Origin of the sequence: Rahnella inusitata, assembly GCF_018288855.1 — a bacterium.
GTDB lineage: Bacteria > Pseudomonadota > Gammaproteobacteria > Enterobacterales > Enterobacteriaceae > Rahnella > Rahnella inusitata.
In genome coordinates this window covers 402,812-425,984 of sequence record NZ_CP065025.1, presented here as the reverse complement: position 1 = coordinate 425,984, position 23,173 = coordinate 402,812, and the positions used below count along the sequence as shown (strand labels likewise).

Below are 23,173 nucleotides of genomic sequence, written 5' to 3'. Positions count from 1 at the left end.
CAGGTGACATTGCAGCGACAGTGTATCTCTATATTGTGGCTATAGAGTATAGCTGCAAGTGCCTTCCTGCCTGGGACGTGTTACTTCACCCCACCCCCCAGCGACTGCCACAGCGTAATCCGGTTTTCGAAATCGGTCTGTTGCAGGGCGATCAAATCCTGCTGCGCCGACCACAATGAACGCTGGTTGGTAAGCACCGTCAGGTAATCACCGGCACCGGCTTCATAGCTGCGGCGTGAAATATCGTAGCTGCTTTGCGCGGCTGCGACGTATTGCTGCTGCGCATCCCTTTGTTCATCCAGCGTCGCGCGGCGGGCGAGGGCGTTGGAGACGTCTTTGAAGGCGCTTTGAATGGCTTTTTCATAGGCAGCGATCAGCCCCTTTTTCTCCGCTTCGGCATAGCGTAACTGCGCGGTGTTGCTACCGCCGGTGAAGAGCGGCAGGGAAAGGCTCGGGGCGAAGGACCACACGTTGGTGCCATGGCTGAACAGGTTCGAGAGCGAGCTGCTGCCGACGCCTGCGCTGGCGGTCAGCGACAGCGACGGGAAGAAGTTCGCCCGCGCCGCGCCGATATCCGCATTGGCGCTTTTCAGATTGTGCTCAGCTTCCTGCACGTCCGGGCGGCGCAATAACACGGAGGACGACACACCCGCAGGCACCAGCGCGATGGCCTGCGGTGACAGCGATTCGAGCGTACCGGGCAGCAGGTTTTGCGGCACGGTGTCGCCCACCAGCAGGTTCAGCGCATTGATGTCCTGCGCGACCAGCGTCTGATAGCTGGCGACGCTGGCACGCGCCTGCTGATAAATCGCCATCGAGGAGCTGACGTCCGGCCCGGAAGCCACTCCCTCTTTCTGTCGCAGCTGTGTGATGCGTAACGAATCAGCGGCGCTGGTCATGGTGTCCTGCGCGAGTTTCAGGTTGCTGTTGTCTGCCGCCAGCGTGATCCACGCGGTGCTGGTTTCGGCAATCAGCGTCAGGCGGGTATTGCGGGCGGTGGATTCGCTCGCCAGCCAGGTCTCTTTCGCTGCCTGACTCAGACTGCGATTACGGCCAAATAAATCGATTTCAAAGCTGCTCACCGCGCCATCTGCCGTGGCGCTGCTGCTGACGCCTGCATCCTGCGTCCGGCTGCGAGTTTGTGACAGTTCGGCATCTGCGGAGGGGAACAGGCTGGCGCGCTGCTCGCCGTACAGAGCGCGGGCGGACTCGATATCCGCAATGGCTTCCTGCAAATCCCGGTTGCTGGTCAGCGCCCGTTCGACCACGTTGTTCAGGCGCGCGTCAGTCATGATGTGCTGCCAGTCGGTCAGCACGTCACTGGCGGCGGGCTGGGTTCCCTGCGCCGCCCATACGGACGGCACCGGCGCGGCAGGGCGCTGATAATCCGGATCCAGTGAAATACAGCCTGCCAGCAACAGAGACAACGAAATAATACTCAGACGAAAAATCATGTCTTACTCCTGCGCGTCTTTGTGGCGGGTGAACACTTTTTTCACCAGCACGAAGAACAGCGGAACAAAGAAAATGGCCAGCAGGGTGGCGGTTAGCGTGCCCCCGATAATGCCGGTTCCGATCGCAATGCGGCTGTTGGCGCCTGCGCCGGTGGCAATCGCCAGCGGCATCACCCCGGCGATAAACGCAAGCGAGGTCATCAGAATCGGTCGTAAACGTGTGCGGGCGGCGGAGACAGCGGCGGCGGTCAGCGTGCTGCCCTGTTTAAGCGCGGCTTCGGCAAATTCGACGATCAGAATGGCGTTTTTCGACGAAAGTCCGATGGTCGTCAGCAGCGCCACCTGGAAGTACACGTCGTTATTCAGGCCGCGGAACGACGCTGCCAGTGAAGCACCGAGCAGGCCGAGCGGAATAACCAGAATGACTGAAAACGGCACCGACCAGCTTTCGTATAGCGCGGCTAAGCACAGGAACACCACCAGAATCGAGATGGCATAAAGGCTCAGCGCCTGGCCGCTGGCGAGCTTTTCCTGCAACGATAATCCGCTCCACGCCCACGTCGAACCTGCGGGCAGCTGATCCGCCAGTGCTTCCATTTTTGCCATGGCGGCACCTGAACTGAAGCCGTCGGTGTTTTCGCCCTGAATCTCAAACGAGGTGGAACCGTTGTAGCGCGAAAGGCTTTCGGGGCCGTAGCTCCAGCGGGTGGTCGCGAAAGCGGAGAACGGCGTCATGCTGGTGCCATCACTGCTGCGCACAAACCATTTATTCAGGTCTGTCGGTTTAGAACGGAACTCATTGTCGCCCTGAATGTAGACTTCTTTGACGCGTCCGCGATCGATGAAATCGTTGACGTAGGTCCCGCCCCACGCGCTGCTCAGGGTGGCGGTGACGTCACTGAGCGACAACCCGAGCGCAACGGCCTTGTTGTTGTCGATATCCACCTGTAGCTGGGGCATTTGCGGTAAGTCGTTGGCGCGCACTGACTGGAGTTCGGGGCTTTTGCCCGCCAGCGCCAGCAGTTCGGTGCGCAGTTTCATCAGCTCATCACGGCTGGTGCCGCCGGCAGACATCAGTTCGAAGGTGAAACCATTGCTCTGGCCGAGGCCGTCAACCGCCGGTGGCGTCATAGCGATGACTTTTGCATCACGGATAACCGATAAATCCCGCATCGCGCGTCCGGCGATGGACTGCGCGGTATTGGCGCTCCCCGGACGGTCGTCCCAGTTTTTCAGCGAGACGAACGCCATCCCGGCGTTCTGACCGCTGCCGCTGAAGTTAAAACCGGTGATGGTGAAGATAACGTTGGTGTTGTCTTTCTCTTTATCGAGAAACCACTGCGTCACGCGGTCGTTCACCGCTTCAGTCCGGTTGGCGGTTGCGCCTGCGGGCAGGGTGTATTGCACCATGATTTCGCCCTGATCTTCGGTTGGCAGAAAACTGCCTGGCAGGCTGTACATTACGAACGCCATCACCGCTGACATGGCGCCGTACAGCAGTACCATCGCCACCGGGCGGCGCAGGCCATGCATCACGCCATTCTCATAGCGGTTTTCAGTGCGGGAATAGAGACGGTTGAAACCGCCGAAAAAGCCGTTTTTGGCCTGCGGTTTATGACGCAGAAACGCGCCGCAGAGTGCCGGAGTTAACGTCAGCGCTACCACAACTGAGAGGATCATCGCGGAGATAATGGTGACAGAGAACTGGCGGTAGATAACGCCGGTCGAGCCGCCGAAGAAAGCCATCGGCAGGAATACGGCGGAGAGCACCAGCGCAATCGCTACCAGCGCACCGGAGATTTCACCCATCGATTTTTCAGTGGCTTCGCGGGCGGAAAGCCCTTCCTCATGCATTATTCGCTCGACGTTTTCCACCACCACAATGGCGTCATCCACCAGCAGCCCGATGGCAAGTACCATGGCGAACAGCGTCAGGGTGTTGATCGAATAGCCAAACAGCGCGAGCACCCCAAAGGTGCCGAGCAGAACGACGGGTACCGCCAGTGCCGGGATCAGCGTGGCGCGAATATTCTGCATAAACAGATACATCACCACGATCACCAGCACGATGGCTTCGACCAGCGTTTTGATCACGTCCTGAACGGAGATTTTGATGAAGTCAGTGCTGTCTTTCGGATACGCCACGTCATAGCCTTTCGGCATGCTGCGCTGGTATTCGGCAATGGTATTTTTGACAAGTGTGGCCGTATCGAGGGCGTTGGCACCAGGTGCCAGCATCACGGCGACGCCTGCCGCCGGATGGCCGTTCAGCTGTGATGACGCGGTGTAATCTTCGCTGCCCATTTCGACGCGGGCGATATCGCTGATGCGCACAACCGCGCCGCCGGTGTTGCCCTTGACGATGATATTGCGAAACTGTTCCGGAGTTTGCAGCCGTGACTGCGCACGCACGGTCGCGGTCAGTTGCTGAGTGTTTGAAGAAGGCAAACCGCCGATTTTACCGGCTGAAATCTGCACGTTCTGCGCTTCAATCGCGCTTTGCACGTCGGACGGCATCAGATCATAGGCCGCCAGTTTGGTCGGATCCATCCAGATGCGCATGGCGTATTCCGCGCCGAACACTTGCAGACTGCCGACGCCGCTGACGCGCGCCAGTGGATCCTGCATGTTACTCACCAGCCAGTCGGCGATGTCAGAACTGGTGGCTTTGTCGTTTTTGTCGTACACCGCCATGATCAGCAGGAAGCTGGATTGCGATTTGGTGACGGTCACGCCCGCTTCCTGCACTTCCGTCGGCAGGCGCGATTCGGCCTGCTGCACCTTGTTCTGCACCTGAACCTGTGCGGTATCGGAGTTAGTGCCTTGCTGGAAAGTGACGGTGATATCCACCGAGCCGTCCGAGCTGCTGCTGGAGCTGAAATACAACAGGTTATCAAGGCCGGTTAGCTGCTGCTCGATGACCTGCGTGACGCTGTTCTCGAGGGTTTCGGCAGAAGCACCGGTATAGGTGGCTTTGATTTTAACCGACGGCGGCGCGACGTCCGGATACTGCGCCACCGGCAGCGTGCGGATCGCCATTATCCCGGCCATCATGATCAGAATAGAAATCACCCACGCGAACACCGGGCGGCGTACAAAGAAGCGTGAAAACATCAGGCGGCTCCTTCAAAGCTTTGGGTGGTGTTGTCATGGACGACGGCGGGCTGCACTTCTACCGGTTTGACGGTGTCACCGGCGGCCACTTTATCGTTGCCTTCTACCAGTACGCGATCTCCGGCCTGCAGGCCTTTTGTAATCACCCAAAAAGTGCCGGTCGCTTCACCAGTTTCCACATGGCGTTGTTCAACTTTGTTTTCCGCCGTGACGACCAGCGCGGTGGCTTCACCTTTGGCGTCGCGGGTAATGCCCTGCTGCGGCGCCAGAATCGCATTTTCGACCACGCCTTCATCGACCGCGGCACGAATAAACATGCCCGGTAATAACAGGTGTTTCGGATTCGGGAACACGGCACGCAGGGTGACAGAACCTGTGGCTTCATCAACGGCCACTTCGGTCAGCTCCAGACGCCCTTTTTCGGCGTATATCGTGCCGTCTTCCAGCGTCAGCGTGACGCCGAGCGTATCGCTGTTGGTCGCCAGTGCGCGTTTGCGCAGGCTCAGTAAATCGGCGCTGGAGCGGGTAAGATCGACATACATCGAATCGAGATTGCGCACGGTGGCGAGTGCGGTGTCCTGCGACGCGGAAACCAGCGCACCCGGCGTGACAGAAGAGATGCCAATGCGTCCGTCAATGGGGGAGGTGACGCGCGTCCAGTCGAGATTGATTCTGGCGGTTTCCAGCGAGGCGGCTTTTTCATCGACGCTGGCGCGGTCTTCCGCACACGCGGATTGCGCATCATCGGCGTCCTGCTGCGACACACCTTGCTGTTTCACCAGCGTGGCGTAGCGCTTCGCTTTCTGACAGTCGGAAATCACCAATGCTTTGGCGCTTTTCAGCGCGGCGGCGGCCTGATCGTAAGTGGCTTTATAAGATGAGGGATCAATCTGATACAACGCCTGACCGGCCCTGACGATATCGCCTTCGGTAAACAGACGTTTCTGAATAATCCCGCCCACCTGTGGCCGCACATCGGCGGTCAGCGTGGCGGTAGTGCGCCCGGTTAATTCGCTGACCAGATTAAACGGCTGCGCTTTAAGCGTGACAATGCCCACTTCGGTGGGGGCAGGGGCTTGCTGAGCCGTCGGCGAAGTATCGCAACCGCTCAGCCCGAGAATAACGAACAGGCAGGTGAGTTTTATGGGTCTTATTGGCATGATGGTTTTCCGTCAGTCTGAAACAGGCATAAAAATCCCGGTGACCGCATTATAAATATAATGCGGAAATATAAAGGGCAGATTGCGTAAGGCTTGTATTAATAAGAGTAAAGAGTGGGGTCGTATTATAATTTATTTATTTTATCGGTAGCTTCATTAATAATGTTTATGATTTTCGCCAGTTTTTCGTCAGACGGGTTTTCATTATATTTCTTTGTCCGCAGCGTTATTTTTAAATTCTCGATGGCATAAATAACATCAGATCGCGGCGGAGGATTATTTTCCATCACGCGGGTTTTAATTTTCTCCTCCACGACGCGAATTTCTTTTCTTCTGGCGGCCAGATACTCAGATCCGGCAGGCGTCATAGAAAACTGTTTCTTGCCGCCGTCGATTTCCGCCACGCTGGCGTAGCCTTCTTCGACAATCAGCGACAAGATTGGGTAGATCACGCCGGGGCTGGGGATGTAGGCACCCATTGAATAACCTTCGATGGTTTTAATGATTTCATAGCCGTGCGCCGGATTTATCTGGATCAGATGCAACACAAACAACGTCAGTTCCTGACGTGTGAACAGTTTGCTTTTTCGGCGTGCTGCCGGTTCTGACATCTTCATCATGTTCCCTTTTCCCTTCATCAGCGACGGCCTCAAGATATATCTTGTGAACGTTGAGGGTCAAGTCTGCGACGGGTCGTAATCGTTGCGTAAGGATAGTGTTAATTGATTGTTTTTAAACAACTAAGTTTCCATTATTGCAGAGCGAGTTATTAAAGCCTGACAAAACTTAACATTCTTCTTCCTTTACTATCTGACTGAATCTAAATAAAAAATAAGTTGATCACGCAGGTGACGATTTCATTATGTAAGCGTTGCGAAAAAGCGCAGTTTGTCAGCCGCACTGACGTGTTTTGATGCTGTTTGCAATGTCTGTGGCCACGTCGCGCATCAGCGCCTGCTGAGTGGCGACCAGCCCGGAATACCCTCCCTGCGACGTTTTTTGATGCTGCGTCCGGCAGGTGAGTAACTGTTCTTCTGCCGAACCCGCATCGAAACTCAGCCGCCAGGTGACGGCAATGCTGGCGCGATTGCCCGGCCAGGCATCGAACTGTTGAACCGCCATGCTGATGCCCACCACCGGTTTGTCCTGCGGCGGCGTGAGTCCGCTGACCTCGACGGTGTTGAGTGAGCGTTCAAGCTGGCCGGTGAGCGCGCTGCGCATTTCCTCCGGAAGCGGCGAGGCCCACAGGGCGTTATCCGAGATAAAAAGTTCGCCGTCGCCTTTGCGCATGACCAGCTCAGGTTGATTCAGTTGTTCCGGCAACGTCACCGGATGCATGCGTATCGCAAACGGCGCAGCGACGACGGCGGGCGGCACACGGTCGCCATCCACCAGCGTGTAATAGTGCGGCGGCGTGGAAGATGCACAACCGCTTAACATCAGCAGGGCACAGGCAATGTTGAGGGCAGCGGTCAGCTTCATGGTTTTTCCTTCGGGTCATTCAGTCTGCCGGTCAGCAGCGCCTGCGGCTGATGCGTCAGTAAACCGGTAAGCGTGCGCAGGGAATAGAGCGTGCGCTGAAATTCGGCCAGCGTTTGTAAGAGCGGCGAGTCGGCCACCAGCAGCCTCTGCGCGCCGTTCATCGTCTGATCCAACTGGCGCAGGGTTTGGATGGTTTGCGGCAAAACCTGCCCGTTGACCTGAATTAGCGTCTGATTGAGATTCCCCAGCGTGGCGTTGAGATTATTGCCGATTGACTCAATGGGCATTTTCGACACTTTGCCAATCAGCGTCGCGACCTGCTCCTGTAAGTGATCGAATCCGCCGTTCAGCGTTGGAATGCGCAGAGGCCGCGCGCTGAGATCAAAAGCTACCGGTGCGGCGTTGGGGACAAAATCGAGCGAAATGTAGAGCTGGCCGGTCAGCAGGTTGCCGGTGCGCGCCTGTGCCCGCAGTCCGTGCTGCACCAGATCGCGCAGGAAGACGGCGGCCTGTTTTTCTCCATCTTTTTCCGGCTTGGGCAATTTCTCCAGCACGCGGCCTAAGCGGTTCGGGTAGACCTCGAGAGTGACCACTGAGATAAACCGTGAGCCGGAGGGTTCAAAATCCAGATCGATAGCCGTGACTTTGCCGAGCTTCACGCTGGAGAATTCCACCGGCGCGCCGGTTTGCATTCCGCGCAACGACTGCTGAAAACGCAGCTGAAGAATTTGCGGCGTACCGTCCTGCGGTGCCATCGCCGATGGTTGGTCGTCGGCCAGCCGGAAAACGCTGTGATCGGCAGAAGAGGGTGCGTTCACTGAATCGGGAGGATTGGCGAACGCAATGCCCCCGGCAATAACCGAGGCTATGGTCTGCGTTTTTAGCTGCAAACCGTCTGAATTGAGCGACAAATCGACGCCGCTCGCATTCCAGAAACGGGTGGATGGCGTGACAAACCTGTCGTAAGGCGCATCGATGAAAATATTCACACTTACACCTTTGCCGTCCGGGCGCAGCGCGTAAGACGACACGCGGCCTACCGGGATCCGCCGGTAATACACCGCCGAGCCGATATCCAGTGAGCCGAGATCGTCGGCCACCACTTCAAACTGTTTGCCTGGCATGCCGTTGATCAGCGTCGGCGGCGATTCCAGCCCGGTAAAAGTGGTGCCGGATTGCTTCGACGTGCCGGTGTCGAGGCTGATGTACGCGCCCGACAGCAGAGTGTCGATCCCTGAAATTCCGCCGATTCCGACGCGCGGACGCACCACCCAGAATCGGGTGTCGGCTTTGGCCAGATTTTCAGCATTTTTCATCAGCGAGACGGTGACCAGCACGCGCTGGCTGTCCGGGCTCAGGACGATAGACTTCACCAGTCCGACGGTGACATCTTTGTATTTCACTTCAGTTTTCCCGGCCTGTAAGCCGCTTGCCGTCTGAAAGGTAATTGAAACCTCCGGCCCGGAGGAAGCCCATAGCTGAAACAATAGAAACAGGCCGGTTAATGCGGCAGCCGCGGGCACCAGCCAGATCAGCGAAGGGCGCAGCCGCCGCGGGATAACCTCCGGCGGCGGTGAATCATAGTCACTCATGCTTATTATTTTCCCAAAGCAAACGCGGGTCGAACTTCATTGCTGCCAGCAGGGTGAACATCACCACGGCTCCAAAAAAGACAATGCCGATGCGCGGCTCGGCGGTACTAAATCCCGGAAACTGCACCAGCGCGGCGATCAGCGCCACCACCATGACATCGAGCATCGACCAGTAACCGATATGTTCGGTCAGGCGAAACAGGCGCGACCGCCGGACGCGCCCTGAGACATCACGCCGTTTTGTGGCGATCAGCAACCCGCCGAGAATGCCAAATTTGGCGCACGGCACCAGGACGCTGGCGGTGAAAATCACTATCGCGATGCCGTAAGAGCCAGACGCCCAGAATCCAGCGATGCCGCCAAGAATAGTGCTTTCGCTGCCGCGTCCGGCGAAGCTGTTGTACATCACCGGTAATAAATTGGCGGGCAGATACAGCAACACGCCGGTCAGCAGCAGCGCCCAGGTTTGCGTCAGGCTGTCGGGCAGACGCGTGTGCAGCGGCGCATGACATCGCAGGCAGGGCAACGCATGTACGCCACCGACGTGTTCACAGGCCAGCCCGCACACGTGGCAGCGCACCAGCCCCAGAGATAACGCCTGTCCGGCGGGCGTCATCCGTGCTTCCCCTTTACGGTTTTCAGCATCCACAACGGATGAAAATCCTGATGATTGATCACCGGCAATAACAGGCATAAACCGAGCAACGCCCAGGTGCCGGGACCGGTGGTGATACTCACCAGTCGGGAGAGTTTGATGGCGGCGATGAGAATGCTGAGCAATGCCACTTCCGCCATGCTCCAGGGCGCGAGCCCCGCCAGCAGCCGCATCGCGGGCGCAAACCCCGGTGCGGCTTTTCTCCGGCAGGCGTGAAACAGCACCCAACTCAGCAGCAGGATTTGCAGGCACGGGCAGACGATAATCAGCAACGCCACCGGAATGGCCAGCGGTGAGGCGTAGCTGTGCGCCAGCGCCATCGCGGTTTCGGCTAATGTCGTCGCCTGCGACTGGCCGTGGAACTGGATCTCCAGCACAGGAAACAGGTTGGCGATGATAAAAAACAGCGCCGCTGTCACCGTTAAGGCGAACCATTGTTCCAGACTCAGCCAGCTTCCCCGATACAGCTCGGCCCGACAGCGCTGACACTGCGCCGCCTCGCCGGGCCGCACCGGTTTTCGGGTATAGAGGCTGTCGCAGTGTTTGCAAATGACCTGCTGCGGATAGATTTTCATCGAATAATCCTGCTTATTTCAACTGGTCTTGCAGCTGTTCAGCGCCTTTGTCGAGGCCGGTTTCTGCTGCACTCAGCGCACCCCAGCTCGCGCCGATATTGAGCGAATTTGGATATTGCTTCGAGATATACGCCTTGAGCAGCTGGTTGGATGGCGCATCGTAAATTTCCACCGCATAACTCACCGAGCCGGTAAACGAGCCCTGTTTACCACGCACGGATTGCACGATGTTGTAAGGGCCGCCCATCAGATCAAAGCGGGAGAATGTCCCGAGCACCGGCGTGGTGGTTTCGGCACCGGTGAGGGTCAGACGAATGCGCAGAGTGCCGGGCGTGATTGCGTTGGTCAGCGGAAAGTGCTCGCCAACGCTTTTGCCGAACGCCTGCTGCATGTAGGCCGCCAGCGCCTGTTTCTGCTCAGGCGAGACGTCGTCGAACTGCGCATCCGCGCCCTGATAAATCACCACCGGATCGAGGATCGCGCGGGAATATTTATTCCAATCCGTCGGGGCGCTGAAGCTGTAAGCGATATGGCCGGACTCATCCTGAGTATCAGGTTTCATCTGGGAAGAAGAAGTGACCCCGGTGTAGGGCACAGGCTGGGTACTCGCGCACCCTGTGAGAAAAGCTAAAGAAATCAAAGCCGCCAGAGAATAGCCGTTTGTTAACGCAGACATTCGTCATACACCTTCTGTGAATAATCGTAGCGGGACGTCGGTTTGCTTTCACATCAAAACCGTACGGTACGGTATATTTATGAGTGATGACCTGAGTGATGTCAAGAAAATGTACATGCCGGTACAGTTATCAAAAGATTCAGGGCGGAACGTGTTAAATATCTTGAAAGAAAATGTGTAATTGTGTAAATAAAAGCGTCAAACATAATTGATAATCATTTTCATTTAACTTGTACTACTTATCCTGGGAAACTGACTTTCATGGCTGCACATACCTTTACTCTGCGCTCGCTCGCCTGCGCCTTGTCTTTTGCCACGCTGGCGCTCAGTGCGTCTGCTGTGGCAGAAATCCAAACCATCACCGATGTGATTGGCCGTCAGGTAAAAGTCGATCTGCCTGCCAAACGCGTAGTGGTGGGCTTTTACTTTGAAGATTACATGTCGGTTGGTGGCGAAAAAGCCTACGACTCGGTAGTGGGTATTTCACGCGAAGCATGGGAAGGCTGGGTTCCGGCAAACTGGGAAATGCATGTTGCGCATCGCCCTTCGCTGAAAAACATTTCTGACGTGGGAGAAGTTGAAGCACAAAGTTTCTCGGTCGAGAAAGTGCTGAGCCTGAATCCGGATTTGCTGGTGCTGGCTGACTGGCAGTTTAAGGCGCTGGGGCTGGATGTGGAACGCATTGAGAAGCAGGGCATTCCGGTGGTGGTTATCGATTACAACGCGCAAACCGTGGAACGCCATGTGGCTTCGACCCGCGTGCTGGGTACACTGACCGGGCAAGAAGCGCGCGCGAACGAAATGGCCGATCTGTATGCGTCCTCGTTGAAAAACGTCGCTGACCGCATAGCGGCTTCCGGCAAGCCGAAGCCAAAAGTGTACGTAGAATTTGGCAACAAAGGCCCGGAAGAATATTCCTTCACCTATGGCAAAAATATGTGGGGCGCTATGGCGACCGCGGCGGGCGGCGACAACATTGCTGCGCCTTTCGTTGAGTGGTGGGGGCCGATTAACCCTGAGCAGGTGCTGGCCTCTAAGCCTGACGTGATTTTCATTTCTGGCCGTGAGAACAACAAGAATCCGTCGGCGCTGCCGATGGGCGTGGGCATCAGTAAAGCCGATGCGCGTGAGAAGCTGAAAGGTTTTGAGAATCGTCGCGGTTGGGCGGAGCTACCGGCGGTTAAAAACGGTCAGTTATACGGCGTTTATCAGGGCGCATCCCGCACGATTTCCGATTTCGCGATGGTGCAGTACATGGCGAAACAGCTTTATCCGGCGCAGTTTAAAGATATGGATCCGCTGGCGAACTACCTCAACTTCTACAAAAAATATCTCCCTGTGACGCCGCAAGGCACGTTTGTGGTTGGTCTGAAAGACTGATTCTGATGTTGCGTTGTACCGAAGCGCTGCCTCTGAGCAGCGCTTCTTTCGTTTTTTGAAAGGGGATTTTGATGACTATTTCTGCCGATCGTAGTGAGGCGATTATTGCTCACCGCGCGCGTGAACGTAAGCGCTGGCGCTACGTGCTGTTATTTCTGCTGATTACTGCCGTCAGTCTGGTATTCGATATCGCTACCGGCCCGTCGATGTTGTCGCCTTCTGAAGTCATTCGCTCATTGACCGGCATCGGCGAACGCGCGGCAATGACCGACGCGATTGTGCGTGAATTCCGCTTACCGATGGCGCTGATGGCGCTGGTGGTGGGTGCCGCACTCGGCGCGGGTGGCGCTCAGATGCAGACATTGCTCAACAACCCGATGGCCAGCCCGTATACGCTCGGCATGGCAGCGGCAGCTGGTTTCGGTGCGGCGCTGAGCCTGGCGTTTGGCGGATTCGGTCTGCACCCGATGATTTCCGTGCCGATTGGCGCGTTTATCTTTTCAATGATTGCCGCGCTGTTTCTCTTCATGCTGGCCTCAATGCGCACGGTCAGAACCGAGACCATCATTCTTGGCGGCATTGCGCTGCTGTTCCTTTTCCAGTCGCTGCTGTCGCTGATACAGTTTTTGTCATCGCCAGAACTCTCGCAGCAGATCCTTTTCTGGCTGTTCGGCAGCCTGACCAAAGCGACGTGGCCGACGCTGGCGCTGACCGCAGTCGTCACGCTGGTGTGCTGCCTGATGCTGATGGCGGATTCGTGGAAACTGGCGGCGCTGCGCATGGGGGAAATGCGGGCACTGAGCCTTGGCGTTAACGTCCGGCAACTGCGGATGAAAATCCTGATTATCGTGGCGGTGATGACGGCGACGGCGACCAGCTTCGTCGGTGTCATCGGCTTTATCGGGCTGGTCGCGCCGCACATTGCCCGCATGGTGGTGGGTGAAGATCAGCGTTTCTCCTTGCCGATGTCGGTGCTGGCTGGCGCGCTGATGCTTTCGGCAGCGTCGGTGTTGTCGAAGTCGATCGTTCCCGGCGCGTTATTCCCGGTGGGTATTGTGACGGCGATTGTCGGCGTGCCGTTCCTGCTTTGGCTGATCTTTGCGCCGCGCAGGAGAACCCTATGATTGAGCTTGAAAACGTCGGTATTCACCGGCAGGGGCGCAGCATTCTCGGCGGAGTGAGTACGCAGCTGGATGCCGGTAAAATTCACGTCATTATCGGCCCAAACGGTACGGGAAAAACCACGCTGTTGAACGCGATGTTTGGTGAACTGACGCTGGCAGAAGGGCAGATACAGTGTGGCGATCAACGCTTATTGCCGGGGAAAGTGCGCGGTAAATCGCTGCATGGCTGGCGCGACACAATTGCCTATCTGCCCCAGGACACCACTGCCGATATCGATCTGACGGTGCTGGAAGTGGTGGTGCTCGGTCGTCTCGGTAAGCTTTCATTGCACATTGACGATGACACGCTGGATGCCGCGATGCAGCGGCTGGAGCAGGCGGGTATCGCGCATCTGGCTGGCCGTGAAATTGCTTCGCTGAGCGGCGGGCAGCGGCAGATGGTGCTATTTGCACAGGTGATGATGCGCGAGCCGAAAGTGATGTTGCTGGACGAACCGGTCAGCGCGCTGGATCTAAAGCATCAGATTTCATTGCTGAATCTGGTACGACGTGAAACCCGCGCGCGTGGTTGGGTCACCGTGATCGTGCTGCACGACCTCAATCTGGCCTGTCAGTATGCCGATAACTTACTGGTGATCGCACAGGGCAAAATTCAGGCAGCAGGCACGCCGCGGGAGGTCATCACAGCAGAACTTATCGCCCAAACCTATGGCGTCGAAGTGGAGGTGTTGCAGGACCGTCTGGGTAATCCGGTGATTCAGCCGGTGAGCGGAGGGTAAGAGAGGGCTTCACGGCGGCGGCAGAGAGCGCATCCTTGCGCTGCCAATCCCTTAACTGCCCGACTGTTGCGGGGCAGGGTCATCCTGTAGATTCTTTTTAAAATGCTTTTCGATCTGTTCCAGCGTTTTGCCCTGTGTTTCCGGGGCGAAAATGATGGCGAATATCCCGCCGCCGACGCCGATGGCGGCGAAGGTGAAGAAGGACATCGTCAGCCCGAAGGTTTCCAGCAGTATCGGGAACATGAAGGCAATCGAGAAGTTGGTCATCTGCATGGCGAATACAGAGATGCCGTTCGCCATACCGCGGATGCGCATCGGGAACATCTCCGACAGCAACAACCAGGTGACCGGCGACAGCGCGCCCTGCTGGAAGCTCAGGAAGATCAGCATTCCGCCCAACACCAGATAACTGCGCACCACATCAGGATGGCCGTTTACCGTTTCCGGCATCAGCCAGGTGACCAGACCGATAGCGAGCAGCGTACAGGTACACCCGATTTGCCCGGTCAGCAACAGCGGACGGCGACCAAAACGGCTAAGCAACATAATGCCGACAAATGTCATGATCACCGAAATCACGCCGTTGGCGATGGTCGCGAGCAGGGCGGCGTTGGTGCTCAGACCTGTTGCCTGCAACATCGTTGGCGCATAGAACATGATGGTGTTCACGCCAGACAGCTGCTGAAGCATGGCGATACCAATGCCCAGCGCAACCAGACGTTTCATCCATACCGAAATCGTTTTCTGGCGGCGGCTGTGCTTCTCACTTTTCGAATCCATCGACTTGCGGATTTCGCCCAACTCTTTCTCCACGCGGCCCGATGTACGCGTACGCTCCAGCACATCGCGTGCTTCACGATAGCGGCCATGCATGGCGTACCAGCGCGGCGTATCCGGCAGGAACAGCATGCCGACCCACAGGATCACCGCCGGAACACAGGCAACGCCGAGCATCCAGCGCCATGTGGTTTCACCGCCCCAGACTTCGTTTATCGCCGCGTTACTGGTGTATGCGATCAACTGCCCAGAGACGATCATCAACTCCTGTAACGTGACAAATTGCCACCGGCGGTTAGACGGCACGATTTCGGCGATATAGATTGGCACAATCGCCGCCGCGCCGCCCACCGCCAGCCCCAGAATGAAGCGGAACATGATCATCAGCTCAACGTTCGGCGCCATGGCGCAGCCCAGCGAGCCCGCCATGAATATCAGCGCCATCGCGAGGATGATTTTTTTACGCCCGAAGCGGTCAGCGAAACGCCCGGCAAAGATGGCGCCTACTGCTGAACCGAGGATCAGGAAACTGGTGACCATCCCGGTGGTTAACGATGTCAGATGCAGGTCGTGCTTCATGAACAGCAAAGCACCGGCAATCACGCCGGTATCGTAGCCAAACAGCAAACCCCCTAAAGTGGCAATAAAGGCAATCACTTTTACCAGCGGTTCAGTGGGCTGCGAGGCTTTTGCCCCATCATTCCGACCGCCGCTGTTTATTTTCTCAGTCACAGATGCTCCCTAAACATTACTCTCATTATGGTTATTGTGTGATGCAGATCACACCATAATAATTTAACGCATAATCAGGATTTTGACAGGAAACAGGTGAAATGAAGGGAAACGGACAAAGGTTGACCGTTTTTTACGGGGAAGGGCTTAACTTTTTTGGGGCTTTATATTCATGAGATTTATTAATCAGATTAAATAAATATTAGCCTGAAATATTACCTGTGCAGAAAAGATGACATGACAATTATATTTACCCAAAAGTGAGTAATAAAGAGCATTGACTTGATATCCCACAAAGAAGAATTTGGGTTAAGCGTGGGATGATTTATTTTTTTCCGAGTCAATGTTATGAAAAATATAGATAAAAGTGACATCATTTCACACGTCACGCGGCGTGATTTTGTCAAAGTGAGTAGTATGGTGGCTGCGCTTCCACTGGTTGGATTTAAATTCGCGCATGCGGCAGAGAAATCCGCTCTTACTCCTTCAGGTGTATCTCCGCTTCCAGTAAATGTCATCCCGACTTGCAGTACTTTCGACTGCGGCGGGAAATGCGATATCCGTGCGCATGTGCAGGATGGCGCAGTCATTCAGATTACGACGCGGCCCGATGCCGAGCTTGACCCGCAAATGCCGGTGATGCGTGCCTGTGTCCGTGGCCGCAGTTACCGCAAATTTGTCTACCATCCGGATCGTTTGAAGTATCCGATGAAACGCGTGGGTAAACGCGGTGAAGGTAAATTCGTGCGGATCAGCTGGGATGAAGCCACGACGCTTATCGCCGAAAATCTCCAGCGCATTACTCAAAAATATGGCCCGTCATCGCGTTATGTGCATGTGGGAACGGCCGTCAGCGGCGGCACGTTTTCCGGCGATACCATGGCCCGCCGCTTGCTGAATCTGACCGGTGGTCATCTCGGCTATTATCATTCCGTGAGTATGGGCAACACGGCCGCCGCGACGCCTTACACTTACGGCACGGCTGCCAGCGGTAACTCGCTGGATACGCTGGTCGACACGCCACTTGTGATCCTGTGGGGCCATAATCCGACAGAAACGATTTTTGGTCACACCAATCACTATTTCCAGCAGATGAAGCAAAACGGTACCCGCTTCATTGTGGTGGATCCGCGCTATTCCGACACTGCGTCGTCTCTGGCTGATGAATGGATCCCGTTGCGTCCATCAACCGATAACGCGCTGATGGATGCGATGATGTACGTCATCATCACCGAAAATCTGCATGATAAAACCTTTATCGAACGTTATACGCTTGGGTTTGACGAAACTTCCATGCCCGAAGGGGTGCCGGCGAACGAATCGCTGGTAGCGTATCTGACAGGCGCCAAAGACGGCGTCAAAAAAACACCAGAGTGGGCGGAAGTCATAACTCATGTTCCTGCGCAAACCATTCGCCAGCTGGCTCGTGACTACGCAACGACCAAACCGGCGGCACTGATCCAGGGCTGGGGACCGCAACGACATAACTGTGGCGAACGCACCGCACGCGGTTCAACGCTGCTGGCGACCATTACCGGCAATGTGGGCATTAAAGGCGGCTGGGCGGGCGGCTACGGCGGTATCGGTAACCGTAAATTCACCACGGGACCGGAGATGCCGGATAATCCGGTGAAACAAAAAATCTCAGTAATGAACTGGGTGCAGGCCGCGGATGATGCGAGCCAGGTGACGCCGCAGGTCGGACTGACCGGCGGGGAGAAACTCGACAGCAATATCCGTATCCTTTTCTCGCTGGCGGGGAATTATCTGGCGAATCAGAACCCGGATATTCATCAGGCCACCAAAGTGCTGGAAGATGAATCCAAAATTGAATTCATTGTTGCCAGTGATCTTTACCTCACCCCAAGCGCGAAATATGTCGATCTGCTGCTGCCTGAAACCAGTTTTATGGAACGCTGGAATATCGGCGAAACCTGGGGCACCGGCAATTACCTGATGTTATCCGAAAAACTGATCGAGCCGCCCTTTGAAAGCCGGTCGGATTACGACTGGTTGCGCGAAGTAGCAGCCAAGCTGGGTGTCGAAAAGGAATTCAGCCAGGGACGTACAGAGAAAGAATGGATTGCCCACATTTGGGAAAATACCCGCCAGGCAATGCCAGATGAAAAACTGCCGACCTTTGAGCAACTGCAGGTGACGCGCCGTCATCTGTTTAAAAGCGAACCCTATATCGCGTTTGAAGCCAATATCCGCGATCACAAAAATCATCCTTTCCTGACGCCTTCGGGGAAAATCGAGATTTTCTCCCGCCGTCTTTATGACATGCACAACCCGGAAATTCCGGCGCTCTCGCATTACGTGCCTGCTCATGAAGGGCCGGAAGATGCACTCGCTAAAAAATTCCCGTTGCAGCTGATTACCTGGAAAGGCAAAAACCGCGCGAACTCTACGCAATATGCCAACCCGTGGTTGCAGGAAGTTCAGGTACAAAAATTATGGATCAACCCGGCTGATGCACAGCAGCGCGGCATTGCGCAGGGCGACAGCGTGCGTATTCACAATGATCGCGGAGTAACGCAAATTCCGGCGGAAGTCACGCAGCGAATTATGCCCGGCGTGGTGGCTATGCAGGCCGGTGCCTGGTGGCAGCCAGATGCTAACGGTGTCGATCACGGCGGTTGCGCCAACGTACTCAGTTCCGCGCGTATCACCGCGCTGGCAAAAGGGAATTCCCATCAAACCATGCTTGTGGAGGTTGTTAAAGCATGAGCCAGTTTATTGATTACCCACCGGTCAGCGACCGTCAGCTCGGCTTCTTTATCGACTCTTCACGTTGCTCCGGCTGCAAAGCCTGTCAGGTTGCCTGTAAGGATAAAAATAACCTCGAAGTCGGGCGTCGTTTCCGACGGATTTATGAAATCAAAGGCGGCGGTTTTATCCCGACAGGGCAGGGTGGCATGACCAACAACGTGTATGCGTATACGTTATCGCTTTCCTGCAACCACTGTAAGGATCCGATTTGCACTAAAAACTGCCCGACCACTGCGATGCATAAACGTCCCGGTGACGGCATTGTGCGGGTCAATACCGATAAATGTGTGGGTTGTGGATACTGTGCCTGGTCGTGCCCTTACGGTGCCCCGCAGCTTAATGCGCAAACCGGCCAGATGTCGAAATGCGATTTCTGTGTTGATTTGCAGGCAGCCGGTGAGCAACCCGTGTGCGTCGCGACCTGTCCGTTGGGGGCGATCAAATTTGGTCCGATCGATGAATTACGGGCGAAATACGGCAGTCTTTGTGATCTTCAGGGGCTGCCAGATTCTGCACTGACTCACCCTAATCTTGTCATTAAACCGCACCAGGGTGCAGAAAAAGGGAGTCAATAATCATGCAGGAATGGCCACTGATCATCTTCACGTTGCTTATCCAGCTTTCCGTGGGCAGCACAATTTTCACTACGTTTACGCTGATTTATGGCGCTGATAACCTGAACGTGCAGGAAAAATGGCGGGTGGCGATACCGGCCATGATGCTGGCTTTTATTGCCGGGGCGCTGGGGCTGATGACCTCGACAGCGCATCTGGGGTATCCGCTAAATGCATTTCATGCGCTGAGCCATATCAGCAGTTCCTGGCTTAGCCGGGAAATTGTCTTCGCCAGTCTCTATCTGGGAATGCTGGGGCTGACTACGCTGATTGCGTTGGTGTCGAAACGTATTGTCACCGCGTTTATGGTGATCGCCTCACTACTGGGTGTAATTGATCTGTTTTGTATGAGCGCAATTTACGTGCATTCGTCCGTCGCAACCTGGATGCACTTCAATACTTACGTGATGTTTTATACAACGGTTCTCAGCCTTGGGGCGATTGTCGCCGTATGGCGGATTTCGCGATGCCCATGGCTGCCGTGGCAACTGGCCCGGCGTTTAGCCGTGGTCTGCGGTGGCATCCTGATTGCTGCCACGCTGGTGCGCCTGCTGGAACAGCCGTTGTATCTGGCTTATCTGCACAACGTAAGCACAGATGCGGTGACTTTCCCTCATCAGCCACTGGTGGCCTTTGCGCAGTCAGGCACATTCCGCTTAATCGCGTGGGTGATTCTGACGATCGGCACTGCTGTGACGGCCTGTAGCCTGCAAACTCACCGTATCGGGCGGGGTTTGCTGGCAACAGGTGGCATTCTGGTGCTGCTGGCCGAAATTATGCTGCGTTTTAGCTTCTTTACCATTAACTGATGAAGGTATTTTCGACTGAAACCCGCCCGCGCTATACCGGCGCCGGGCGGGCTTGCGTGCGCAACACGGTAAAACACAGCCAGTGCAGTGCCTGCGAAGAGGTCTGCCCGACCGGCGCTTTCACGTTAACCGCAGAAGGGAAGATGGAGATAAACCCGCACGCCTGTATCGGCTGTGGATATTGTCTTTTTAACTGCCCGGTCGATGCCGTTGAGGGCATTGCGCCTGCGCAAAGGCATTATCGCGATAACCGGCTGGTGCCGCCGTTCAGTCCGGTTGCGCCATGCACGGAAGAATTACTGATGTGGCACAGTGAATACGGTATTCGTCTGGTTGAAATGGAACCCGATACCGCTTCTGTTTGGTTTCAGGCGGTCGCGACGCTGAATGTCCGGTTGAGACAGATGGGTGAACCCCTGTGGAATATTGTTCCGCCTTCGCCACAAACGCTAAACGGTTCGCGCCGTCACTGGCTGCATCTTAAAAATGCAGGGGACTTTACCGGATGCGTGACACCGGGACGTCGCTTCAGACGATCCAGGCTTACACAGGTTAGTGAATACAGTCCTGAACTCGACCAAAGCCGCTGCACGCTCTGCGGTGCCTGTGCAAGGATTTGCCCCGAAGAGGCCATCCGCTTCGATGATCTCTCCATGACGTTGGACCCGGTCAAATGCACCGGTTGTGGTAACTGCGAGGCGGTGTGCTTTGACCGCGCTTTATCCGTGCGTGAAAACAGAGAAAGTACAATCCGCATTTTACGGATTGAGCAAGCCCGTTGCGGGGTATGTCGCCGGGACTATATCGCCTGGACTGAGGAGGAAAACGCGTGTCCGGTTTGTCGCCGTCATACTTTTGGAATGCGCGAAGCCTGAGATGAAAATCCCGCCGAAACTGAGTTACACTTCTGGCTCACTTTTTAGTCTTTCTGCCCAAAAGTAGTCTGTTTTCGCTGCAGAGAAGCCTTTTTACAGGGCGACAGAGCGTCAGGTTTTGCCTGAAACGGCGCAAACCTATATTCTATCGGCCAATTTACTGAGACAGTTGCAATGAGGTCTATATGATTATCAAACCACGCATCCGTGGCTTTATCTGTGTTACTGCCCATCCTGAAGGTTGTAAGGCAAACGTTAAAGAGCAGATCGATTACGTGACCCGTCAGGGCAAAATTGACGGCGGTCCGAAGAAAGTCCTGGTGATCGGCTCCTCTACCGGCTACGGCCTTGCTGCACGTATCTCCGCTGCTTTCGGCTCCGACGCTGCCACGCTGGGCATTTTCTTCGAGCGTGCAGGCGACGAATCCAAAACCGCGACGGCTGGCTGGTACAACTCTGCCGCTTTCGAAGAATTCGCTGAAGAGAAAGGCCTGTATGCAAAAAGCATCAACGGCGACGCGTTCTCTGATGAAGTGAAGCAAAAAACCATCGAGCTGATTAAACAGGATCTGGGTCAGGTTGATCTGGTGGTTTACAGCCTGGCTGCGCCGCGCCGTACTCATCCGAAAACCGGCGAAGTGTTCAACTCCACGCTGAAACCAATCGGCAAACAGGTCACCATTCGCGGCCTGAACACCGATAAAGAAACCATCAACGAAACCACGCTGGAACCGGCTTCTCCTGAAGAAATCGCGGGTACCGTCGCGGTCATGGGTGGCGAAGACTGGCAGATGTGGATCGAAGACCTGAAAGCCGCCGGTGTGCTGGCTGATGGCGCAAAAACCACTGCGTTCACCTATCTGGGCGAAGAAATCACCCAGGACATCTACTGGAACGGTTCTATCGGCGAAGCGAAAAAGGATCTGGACAAACGCGTTCTGGATATCCGCAGCTCACTGGCCGAGAAGGGCGGCGACGCGCGCGTTTCCGTGTTGAAAGCCGTTGTGACTCAGGCGAGCTCCGCTATCCCTGTGATGCCGCTGTACCTTTCCCTGCTGTTCAAAGTGATGAAAGAGAACGGCACCCACGAAGGTTGTATCGAACAGGTTTACGGTCTGTACAAAGACAGCCTGTACGGTACTTCTCCGTTGCTGGATAAAGAAGGCCGCCTGCGCGCTGACCTGAAAGAAATCACGCCAGAAGTGCAGGGCGAAGTCGGTAAACTGTGGGATACCGTCACCAATGAAACGCTGGCCGAACTGACAGATTTCGTCGGTTACAAAAGCGAATTCATGCGTCTGTTCGGTTTTGGTCTGGACGGCGTCGATTATACCGCTGATACCAATCCTGACGTGAAAATCAAAAATCTGGTTCAGATGTAATCTGAATTTCAGGTAGCTGATTGATGAAAACCCACTCCCGCCGAAAGGTGGGGGTGGGTTTTTTTATGCCTGATTCGACTTAAACTCTGTTCGCCGCACGCGGATGCCGTTGCATCAGTTCGAAAGTCTTCGGATCGTAATACCGGCTCGGCCAGATGATGCTGGGGTGGATGCCTAGCGCCTGAGCAATGATGATTTCACCTTTTGGCCAGGGTCTTGCGAGCGCATTTGACAGCGTCGAGGAGCCCAGACCGGCAGCGCGGGAAACGGCGGCGAGCGTTGTGCCTTTCTTGCGTAATGCGGCAATGATATCGGCCTGATGCCAGTCGTGATTATTCATAATCACGTACTCCTGTTTTTAAATACGCAGGAACAGAAATGCAGAAGGGCAGAAAAGTTGGGCTATGTGATAGTTTCATCGTTTTACTCTCTGGTTTGTTAATTTAACTACCACAGGAGCTGCGAAACTCAATATTGGTGGTAGCTCAGACAAGGTTCGCAGTACCGGTACAAACCAGAAACCCGGCCAACCCGAAGGTTGCCCTGCCTGAGCCACCATTGAAAATGTAAACACGAGATCTGTGTTTAACAGGTACAAGGAAGCTCAACACATAATTATCACATATGTGTTTCTGGTTTAGTATTCAGGCTGCGAAACCCGGCTGCGGATTTTGCCGCTGCGGGCGCACTATAGCGTAATATAGAGAGGTAAACCAACAGGCTACATGCGGAATTGAGGTTTGCTTTCCAGAGAAAGTTTATGCGTTGCATGAGATTACATTTAAAGAAACCACTCCCATTGAAAAGTGAGAGTGGTTTCTTTTATTTCGTAACGGCTAACCTGAAACATCAGTCATAAGCCGCTTTATGATTGATATGGTAGAAGGTCGCGGTGGCGGCCATCACGTGTTGATCTTCTTTGCCCGGCTTGTGTGATTCCACATTGGTGATGTGATAGCCGGCAGCCCCTGCGTCTAACGCTTTTTTAACAAATGCGTTATTGAGTTCCTCCATGGAGGTGGCCCAGGAAACCGTGGTCACACCGACGGCTTGCAGGGAGGCGATTTCACGATGCGATAATCCTGTACGAACTAAAACAGGCGTAACCGTCTTAGGGTAGAATATGGATATGATATCGTTCACTAAGTTTTTCATGGATTTACCCCTCATCAGGTCAAGTTCTACATCGGTTATTCCGCGAGTGCCTTTAATCAACCAGGA

Annotated in this window: 20 protein-coding genes; 8 read left to right on the top strand and 12 right to left on the bottom strand. The window is 55.3% G+C overall.

Annotated features, from left to right (window positions below; translation table 11 throughout):
• Nucleotides 1-80: 80 nt before the first annotated feature.
• From I2123_RS23730 to I2123_RS23690, 9 genes are all read right to left on the bottom strand, one after another.
• Complete coding sequence (locus I2123_RS23730) at nucleotides 81-1,451, bottom strand: efflux transporter outer membrane subunit (protein ID WP_213052940.1); 1,371 nt, start codon at nucleotides 1,449-1,451, stop codon at nucleotides 81-83.
• A 6-nt stretch (nucleotides 1,452-1,457) separates the two neighbouring features.
• Nucleotides 1,458-4,568, bottom strand: a complete 3,111-nt coding sequence (locus I2123_RS23725) for an efflux RND transporter permease subunit (RefSeq protein WP_213052654.1) — start codon at nucleotides 4,566-4,568, stop codon at nucleotides 1,458-1,460.
• Nucleotides 4,568-5,728 carry an efflux RND transporter periplasmic adaptor subunit gene (locus I2123_RS23720; RefSeq protein ID WP_112164536.1) on the bottom strand — a complete coding sequence of 387 codons (1,161 nt, stop codon included), beginning with the start codon at nucleotides 5,726-5,728 and terminating at the stop codon, nucleotides 4,568-4,570. Before I2123_RS23720 ends, I2123_RS23725 begins: the two co-directional genes overlap by 1 nt.
• 125 nt (nucleotides 5,729-5,853) lie before the next feature.
• Nucleotides 5,854-6,348: a PadR family transcriptional regulator gene (locus tag I2123_RS23715; RefSeq protein WP_244879935.1), complete on the bottom strand. Its 495-nt coding sequence runs from the start codon at nucleotides 6,346-6,348 to the stop codon at nucleotides 5,854-5,856.
• A gap of 271 nt (nucleotides 6,349-6,619) precedes the next feature.
• The gene (locus tag I2123_RS23710) at nucleotides 6,620-7,210 is read right to left on the bottom strand and encodes a PqiC family protein (protein WP_213052653.1); all 591 of its coding nucleotides are present in this window, start codon (nucleotides 7,208-7,210) and stop codon (nucleotides 6,620-6,622) included.
• Nucleotides 7,207-8,802 (bottom strand): PqiB family protein, encoded by a 1,596-nt coding sequence (locus I2123_RS23705; RefSeq protein WP_213052652.1) that lies wholly within the window; start codon nucleotides 8,800-8,802, stop codon nucleotides 7,207-7,209. The genes I2123_RS23710 and I2123_RS23705 overlap by 4 nt, the downstream gene beginning before the upstream one ends.
• A complete protein-coding gene (locus tag I2123_RS23700; RefSeq protein WP_213052938.1) occupies nucleotides 8,795-9,418 on the bottom strand; it encodes a paraquat-inducible protein A in 624 nt (207 codons plus the stop codon). Before I2123_RS23700 ends, I2123_RS23705 begins: the two co-directional genes overlap by 8 nt.
• Complete coding sequence (locus I2123_RS23695) at nucleotides 9,415-10,032, bottom strand: paraquat-inducible protein A (protein WP_213052651.1); 618 nt, start codon at nucleotides 10,030-10,032, stop codon at nucleotides 9,415-9,417. The genes I2123_RS23700 and I2123_RS23695 overlap by 4 nt, the downstream gene beginning before the upstream one ends.
• A 13-nt stretch (nucleotides 10,033-10,045) precedes the next feature.
• Nucleotides 10,046-10,708 (bottom strand): DUF3313 domain-containing protein, encoded by a 663-nt coding sequence (locus tag I2123_RS23690; protein WP_112164541.1) that lies wholly within the window; start codon nucleotides 10,706-10,708, stop codon nucleotides 10,046-10,048.
• A gap of 261 nt (nucleotides 10,709-10,969) precedes the next feature.
• On the opposite strand from I2123_RS23690, the gene I2123_RS23685 reads away from it, so the two are divergent.
• The 3 genes from I2123_RS23685 to I2123_RS23675 all read left to right on the top strand — a co-directional run bounded on the left by I2123_RS23685 (nucleotide 10,970) and on the right by I2123_RS23675 (nucleotide 13,991).
• On the top strand, nucleotides 10,970-12,088 hold the full coding sequence (locus tag I2123_RS23685) for an ABC transporter substrate-binding protein (RefSeq protein ID WP_213052650.1): 1,119 nt from the start codon (nucleotides 10,970-10,972) through the stop codon (nucleotides 12,086-12,088).
• A 71-nt stretch (nucleotides 12,089-12,159) separates the two neighbouring features.
• Entirely contained in the window at nucleotides 12,160-13,212 is a 1,053-nt protein-coding gene (locus tag I2123_RS23680; RefSeq protein ID WP_213052649.1) for a FecCD family ABC transporter permease, read from the top strand.
• A complete protein-coding gene (locus tag I2123_RS23675) occupies nucleotides 13,209-13,991 on the top strand; it encodes an ABC transporter ATP-binding protein (protein WP_112164544.1) in 783 nt (260 codons plus the stop codon). Before I2123_RS23680 ends, I2123_RS23675 begins: the two co-directional genes overlap by 4 nt.
• Before the next feature lie 51 nt (nucleotides 13,992-14,042).
• Here the strand turns inward: I2123_RS23675 and I2123_RS23670 are convergent, their stop codons facing one another.
• On the bottom strand, nucleotides 14,043-15,500 hold the full coding sequence (locus tag I2123_RS23670) for a sugar porter family MFS transporter (protein ID WP_213052648.1): 1,458 nt from the start codon (nucleotides 15,498-15,500) through the stop codon (nucleotides 14,043-14,045).
• Between the two features lie 348 nt (nucleotides 15,501-15,848).
• On the opposite strand from I2123_RS23670, the gene I2123_RS23665 reads away from it, so the two are divergent.
• The 5 genes from I2123_RS23665 (at nucleotide 15,849) to fabV (ending at nucleotide 21,952) form a co-directional block, all read left to right on the top strand.
• Nucleotides 15,849-18,230 carry a DMSO/selenate family reductase complex A subunit gene (locus I2123_RS23665; RefSeq protein ID WP_112164546.1) on the top strand — a complete coding sequence of 794 codons (2,382 nt, stop codon included), beginning with the start codon at nucleotides 15,849-15,851 and terminating at the stop codon, nucleotides 18,228-18,230.
• Nucleotides 18,227-18,847: a DMSO/selenate family reductase complex B subunit gene (locus I2123_RS23660; protein ID WP_213052647.1), complete on the top strand. Its 621-nt coding sequence runs from the start codon at nucleotides 18,227-18,229 to the stop codon at nucleotides 18,845-18,847. The genes I2123_RS23665 and I2123_RS23660 overlap by 4 nt, the downstream gene beginning before the upstream one ends.
• Before the next feature lie 2 nt (nucleotides 18,848-18,849).
• Nucleotides 18,850-19,695 carry a dimethyl sulfoxide reductase anchor subunit family protein gene (locus tag I2123_RS23655; protein ID WP_213052646.1) on the top strand — a complete coding sequence of 282 codons (846 nt, stop codon included), beginning with the start codon at nucleotides 18,850-18,852 and terminating at the stop codon, nucleotides 19,693-19,695.
• A 56-nt stretch (nucleotides 19,696-19,751) separates the two neighbouring features.
• Nucleotides 19,752-20,570, top strand: a complete 819-nt coding sequence (locus I2123_RS23650; protein ID WP_244879934.1) for a 4Fe-4S binding protein — start codon at nucleotides 19,752-19,754, stop codon at nucleotides 20,568-20,570.
• 185 nt (nucleotides 20,571-20,755) lie between these two features.
• On the top strand, nucleotides 20,756-21,952 hold the full coding sequence (gene fabV / locus I2123_RS23645; RefSeq protein WP_213052644.1) for an enoyl-ACP reductase FabV: 1,197 nt from the start codon (nucleotides 20,756-20,758) through the stop codon (nucleotides 21,950-21,952).
• 79 nt (nucleotides 21,953-22,031) lie between these two features.
• On the opposite strand, the gene I2123_RS23640 is transcribed toward fabV, so the two are convergent.
• The gene (locus tag I2123_RS23640; RefSeq protein WP_213052643.1) at nucleotides 22,032-22,292 is read right to left on the bottom strand and encodes a helix-turn-helix domain-containing protein; all 261 of its coding nucleotides are present in this window, start codon (nucleotides 22,290-22,292) and stop codon (nucleotides 22,032-22,034) included.
• 509 nt (nucleotides 22,293-22,801) lie between these two features.
• Nucleotides 22,802-23,107 carry a YdgH/BhsA/McbA family protein gene (locus I2123_RS23630; protein WP_112164552.1) on the bottom strand — a complete coding sequence of 102 codons (306 nt, stop codon included), beginning with the start codon at nucleotides 23,105-23,107 and terminating at the stop codon, nucleotides 22,802-22,804.
• Nucleotides 23,108-23,173 lie beyond the last annotated feature (66 nt).

Bases quoted from the DNA above. Each gene is read 5' to 3' on its own strand.
- fabV (WP_213052644.1), top strand. From the start codon at position 20,756: ATGATTATCAAACCACGCATCCGTGGCTTTATCTGTGTTACTGCCCAT.
- I2123_RS23695 (WP_213052651.1), bottom strand. From the start codon at position 10,032: ATGAAAATCTATCCGCAGCAGGTCATTTGCAAACACTGCGACAGCCTC.
- I2123_RS23655 (WP_213052646.1), top strand. From the start codon at position 18,850: ATGCAGGAATGGCCACTGATCATCTTCACGTTGCTTATCCAGCTTTCC.
- I2123_RS23700 (WP_213052938.1), bottom strand. From the start codon at position 9,418: ATGACGCCCGCCGGACAGGCGTTATCTCTGGGGCTGGTGCGCTGCCAC.
- I2123_RS23685 (WP_213052650.1), top strand. From the start codon at position 10,970: ATGGCTGCACATACCTTTACTCTGCGCTCGCTCGCCTGCGCCTTGTCT.
- I2123_RS23720 (WP_112164536.1), bottom strand. From the start codon at position 5,728: ATGCCAATAAGACCCATAAAACTCACCTGCCTGTTCGTTATTCTCGGG.
- I2123_RS23725 (WP_213052654.1), bottom strand. From the start codon at position 4,568: ATGTTTTCACGCTTCTTTGTACGCCGCCCGGTGTTCGCGTGGGTGATT.
- I2123_RS23660 (WP_213052647.1), top strand. From the start codon at position 18,227: ATGAGCCAGTTTATTGATTACCCACCGGTCAGCGACCGTCAGCTCGGC.
- I2123_RS23705 (WP_213052652.1), bottom strand. From the start codon at position 8,802: ATGAGTGACTATGATTCACCGCCGCCGGAGGTTATCCCGCGGCGGCTG.
- I2123_RS23640 (WP_213052643.1), bottom strand. From the start codon at position 22,292: ATGAATAATCACGACTGGCATCAGGCCGATATCATTGCCGCATTACGC.
- I2123_RS23715 (WP_244879935.1), bottom strand. From the start codon at position 6,348: ATGATGAAGATGTCAGAACCGGCAGCACGCCGAAAAAGCAAACTGTTC.
- I2123_RS23690 (WP_112164541.1), bottom strand. From the start codon at position 10,708: ATGTCTGCGTTAACAAACGGCTATTCTCTGGCGGCTTTGATTTCTTTA.
- I2123_RS23630 (WP_112164552.1), bottom strand. From the start codon at position 23,107: ATGAAAAACTTAGTGAACGATATCATATCCATATTCTACCCTAAGACG.
- I2123_RS23710 (WP_213052653.1), bottom strand. From the start codon at position 7,210: ATGAAGCTGACCGCTGCCCTCAACATTGCCTGTGCCCTGCTGATGTTA.
- I2123_RS23675 (WP_112164544.1), top strand. From the start codon at position 13,209: ATGATTGAGCTTGAAAACGTCGGTATTCACCGGCAGGGGCGCAGCATT.
- I2123_RS23665 (WP_112164546.1), top strand. From the start codon at position 15,849: ATGAAAAATATAGATAAAAGTGACATCATTTCACACGTCACGCGGCGT.
- I2123_RS23680 (WP_213052649.1), top strand. From the start codon at position 12,160: ATGACTATTTCTGCCGATCGTAGTGAGGCGATTATTGCTCACCGCGCG.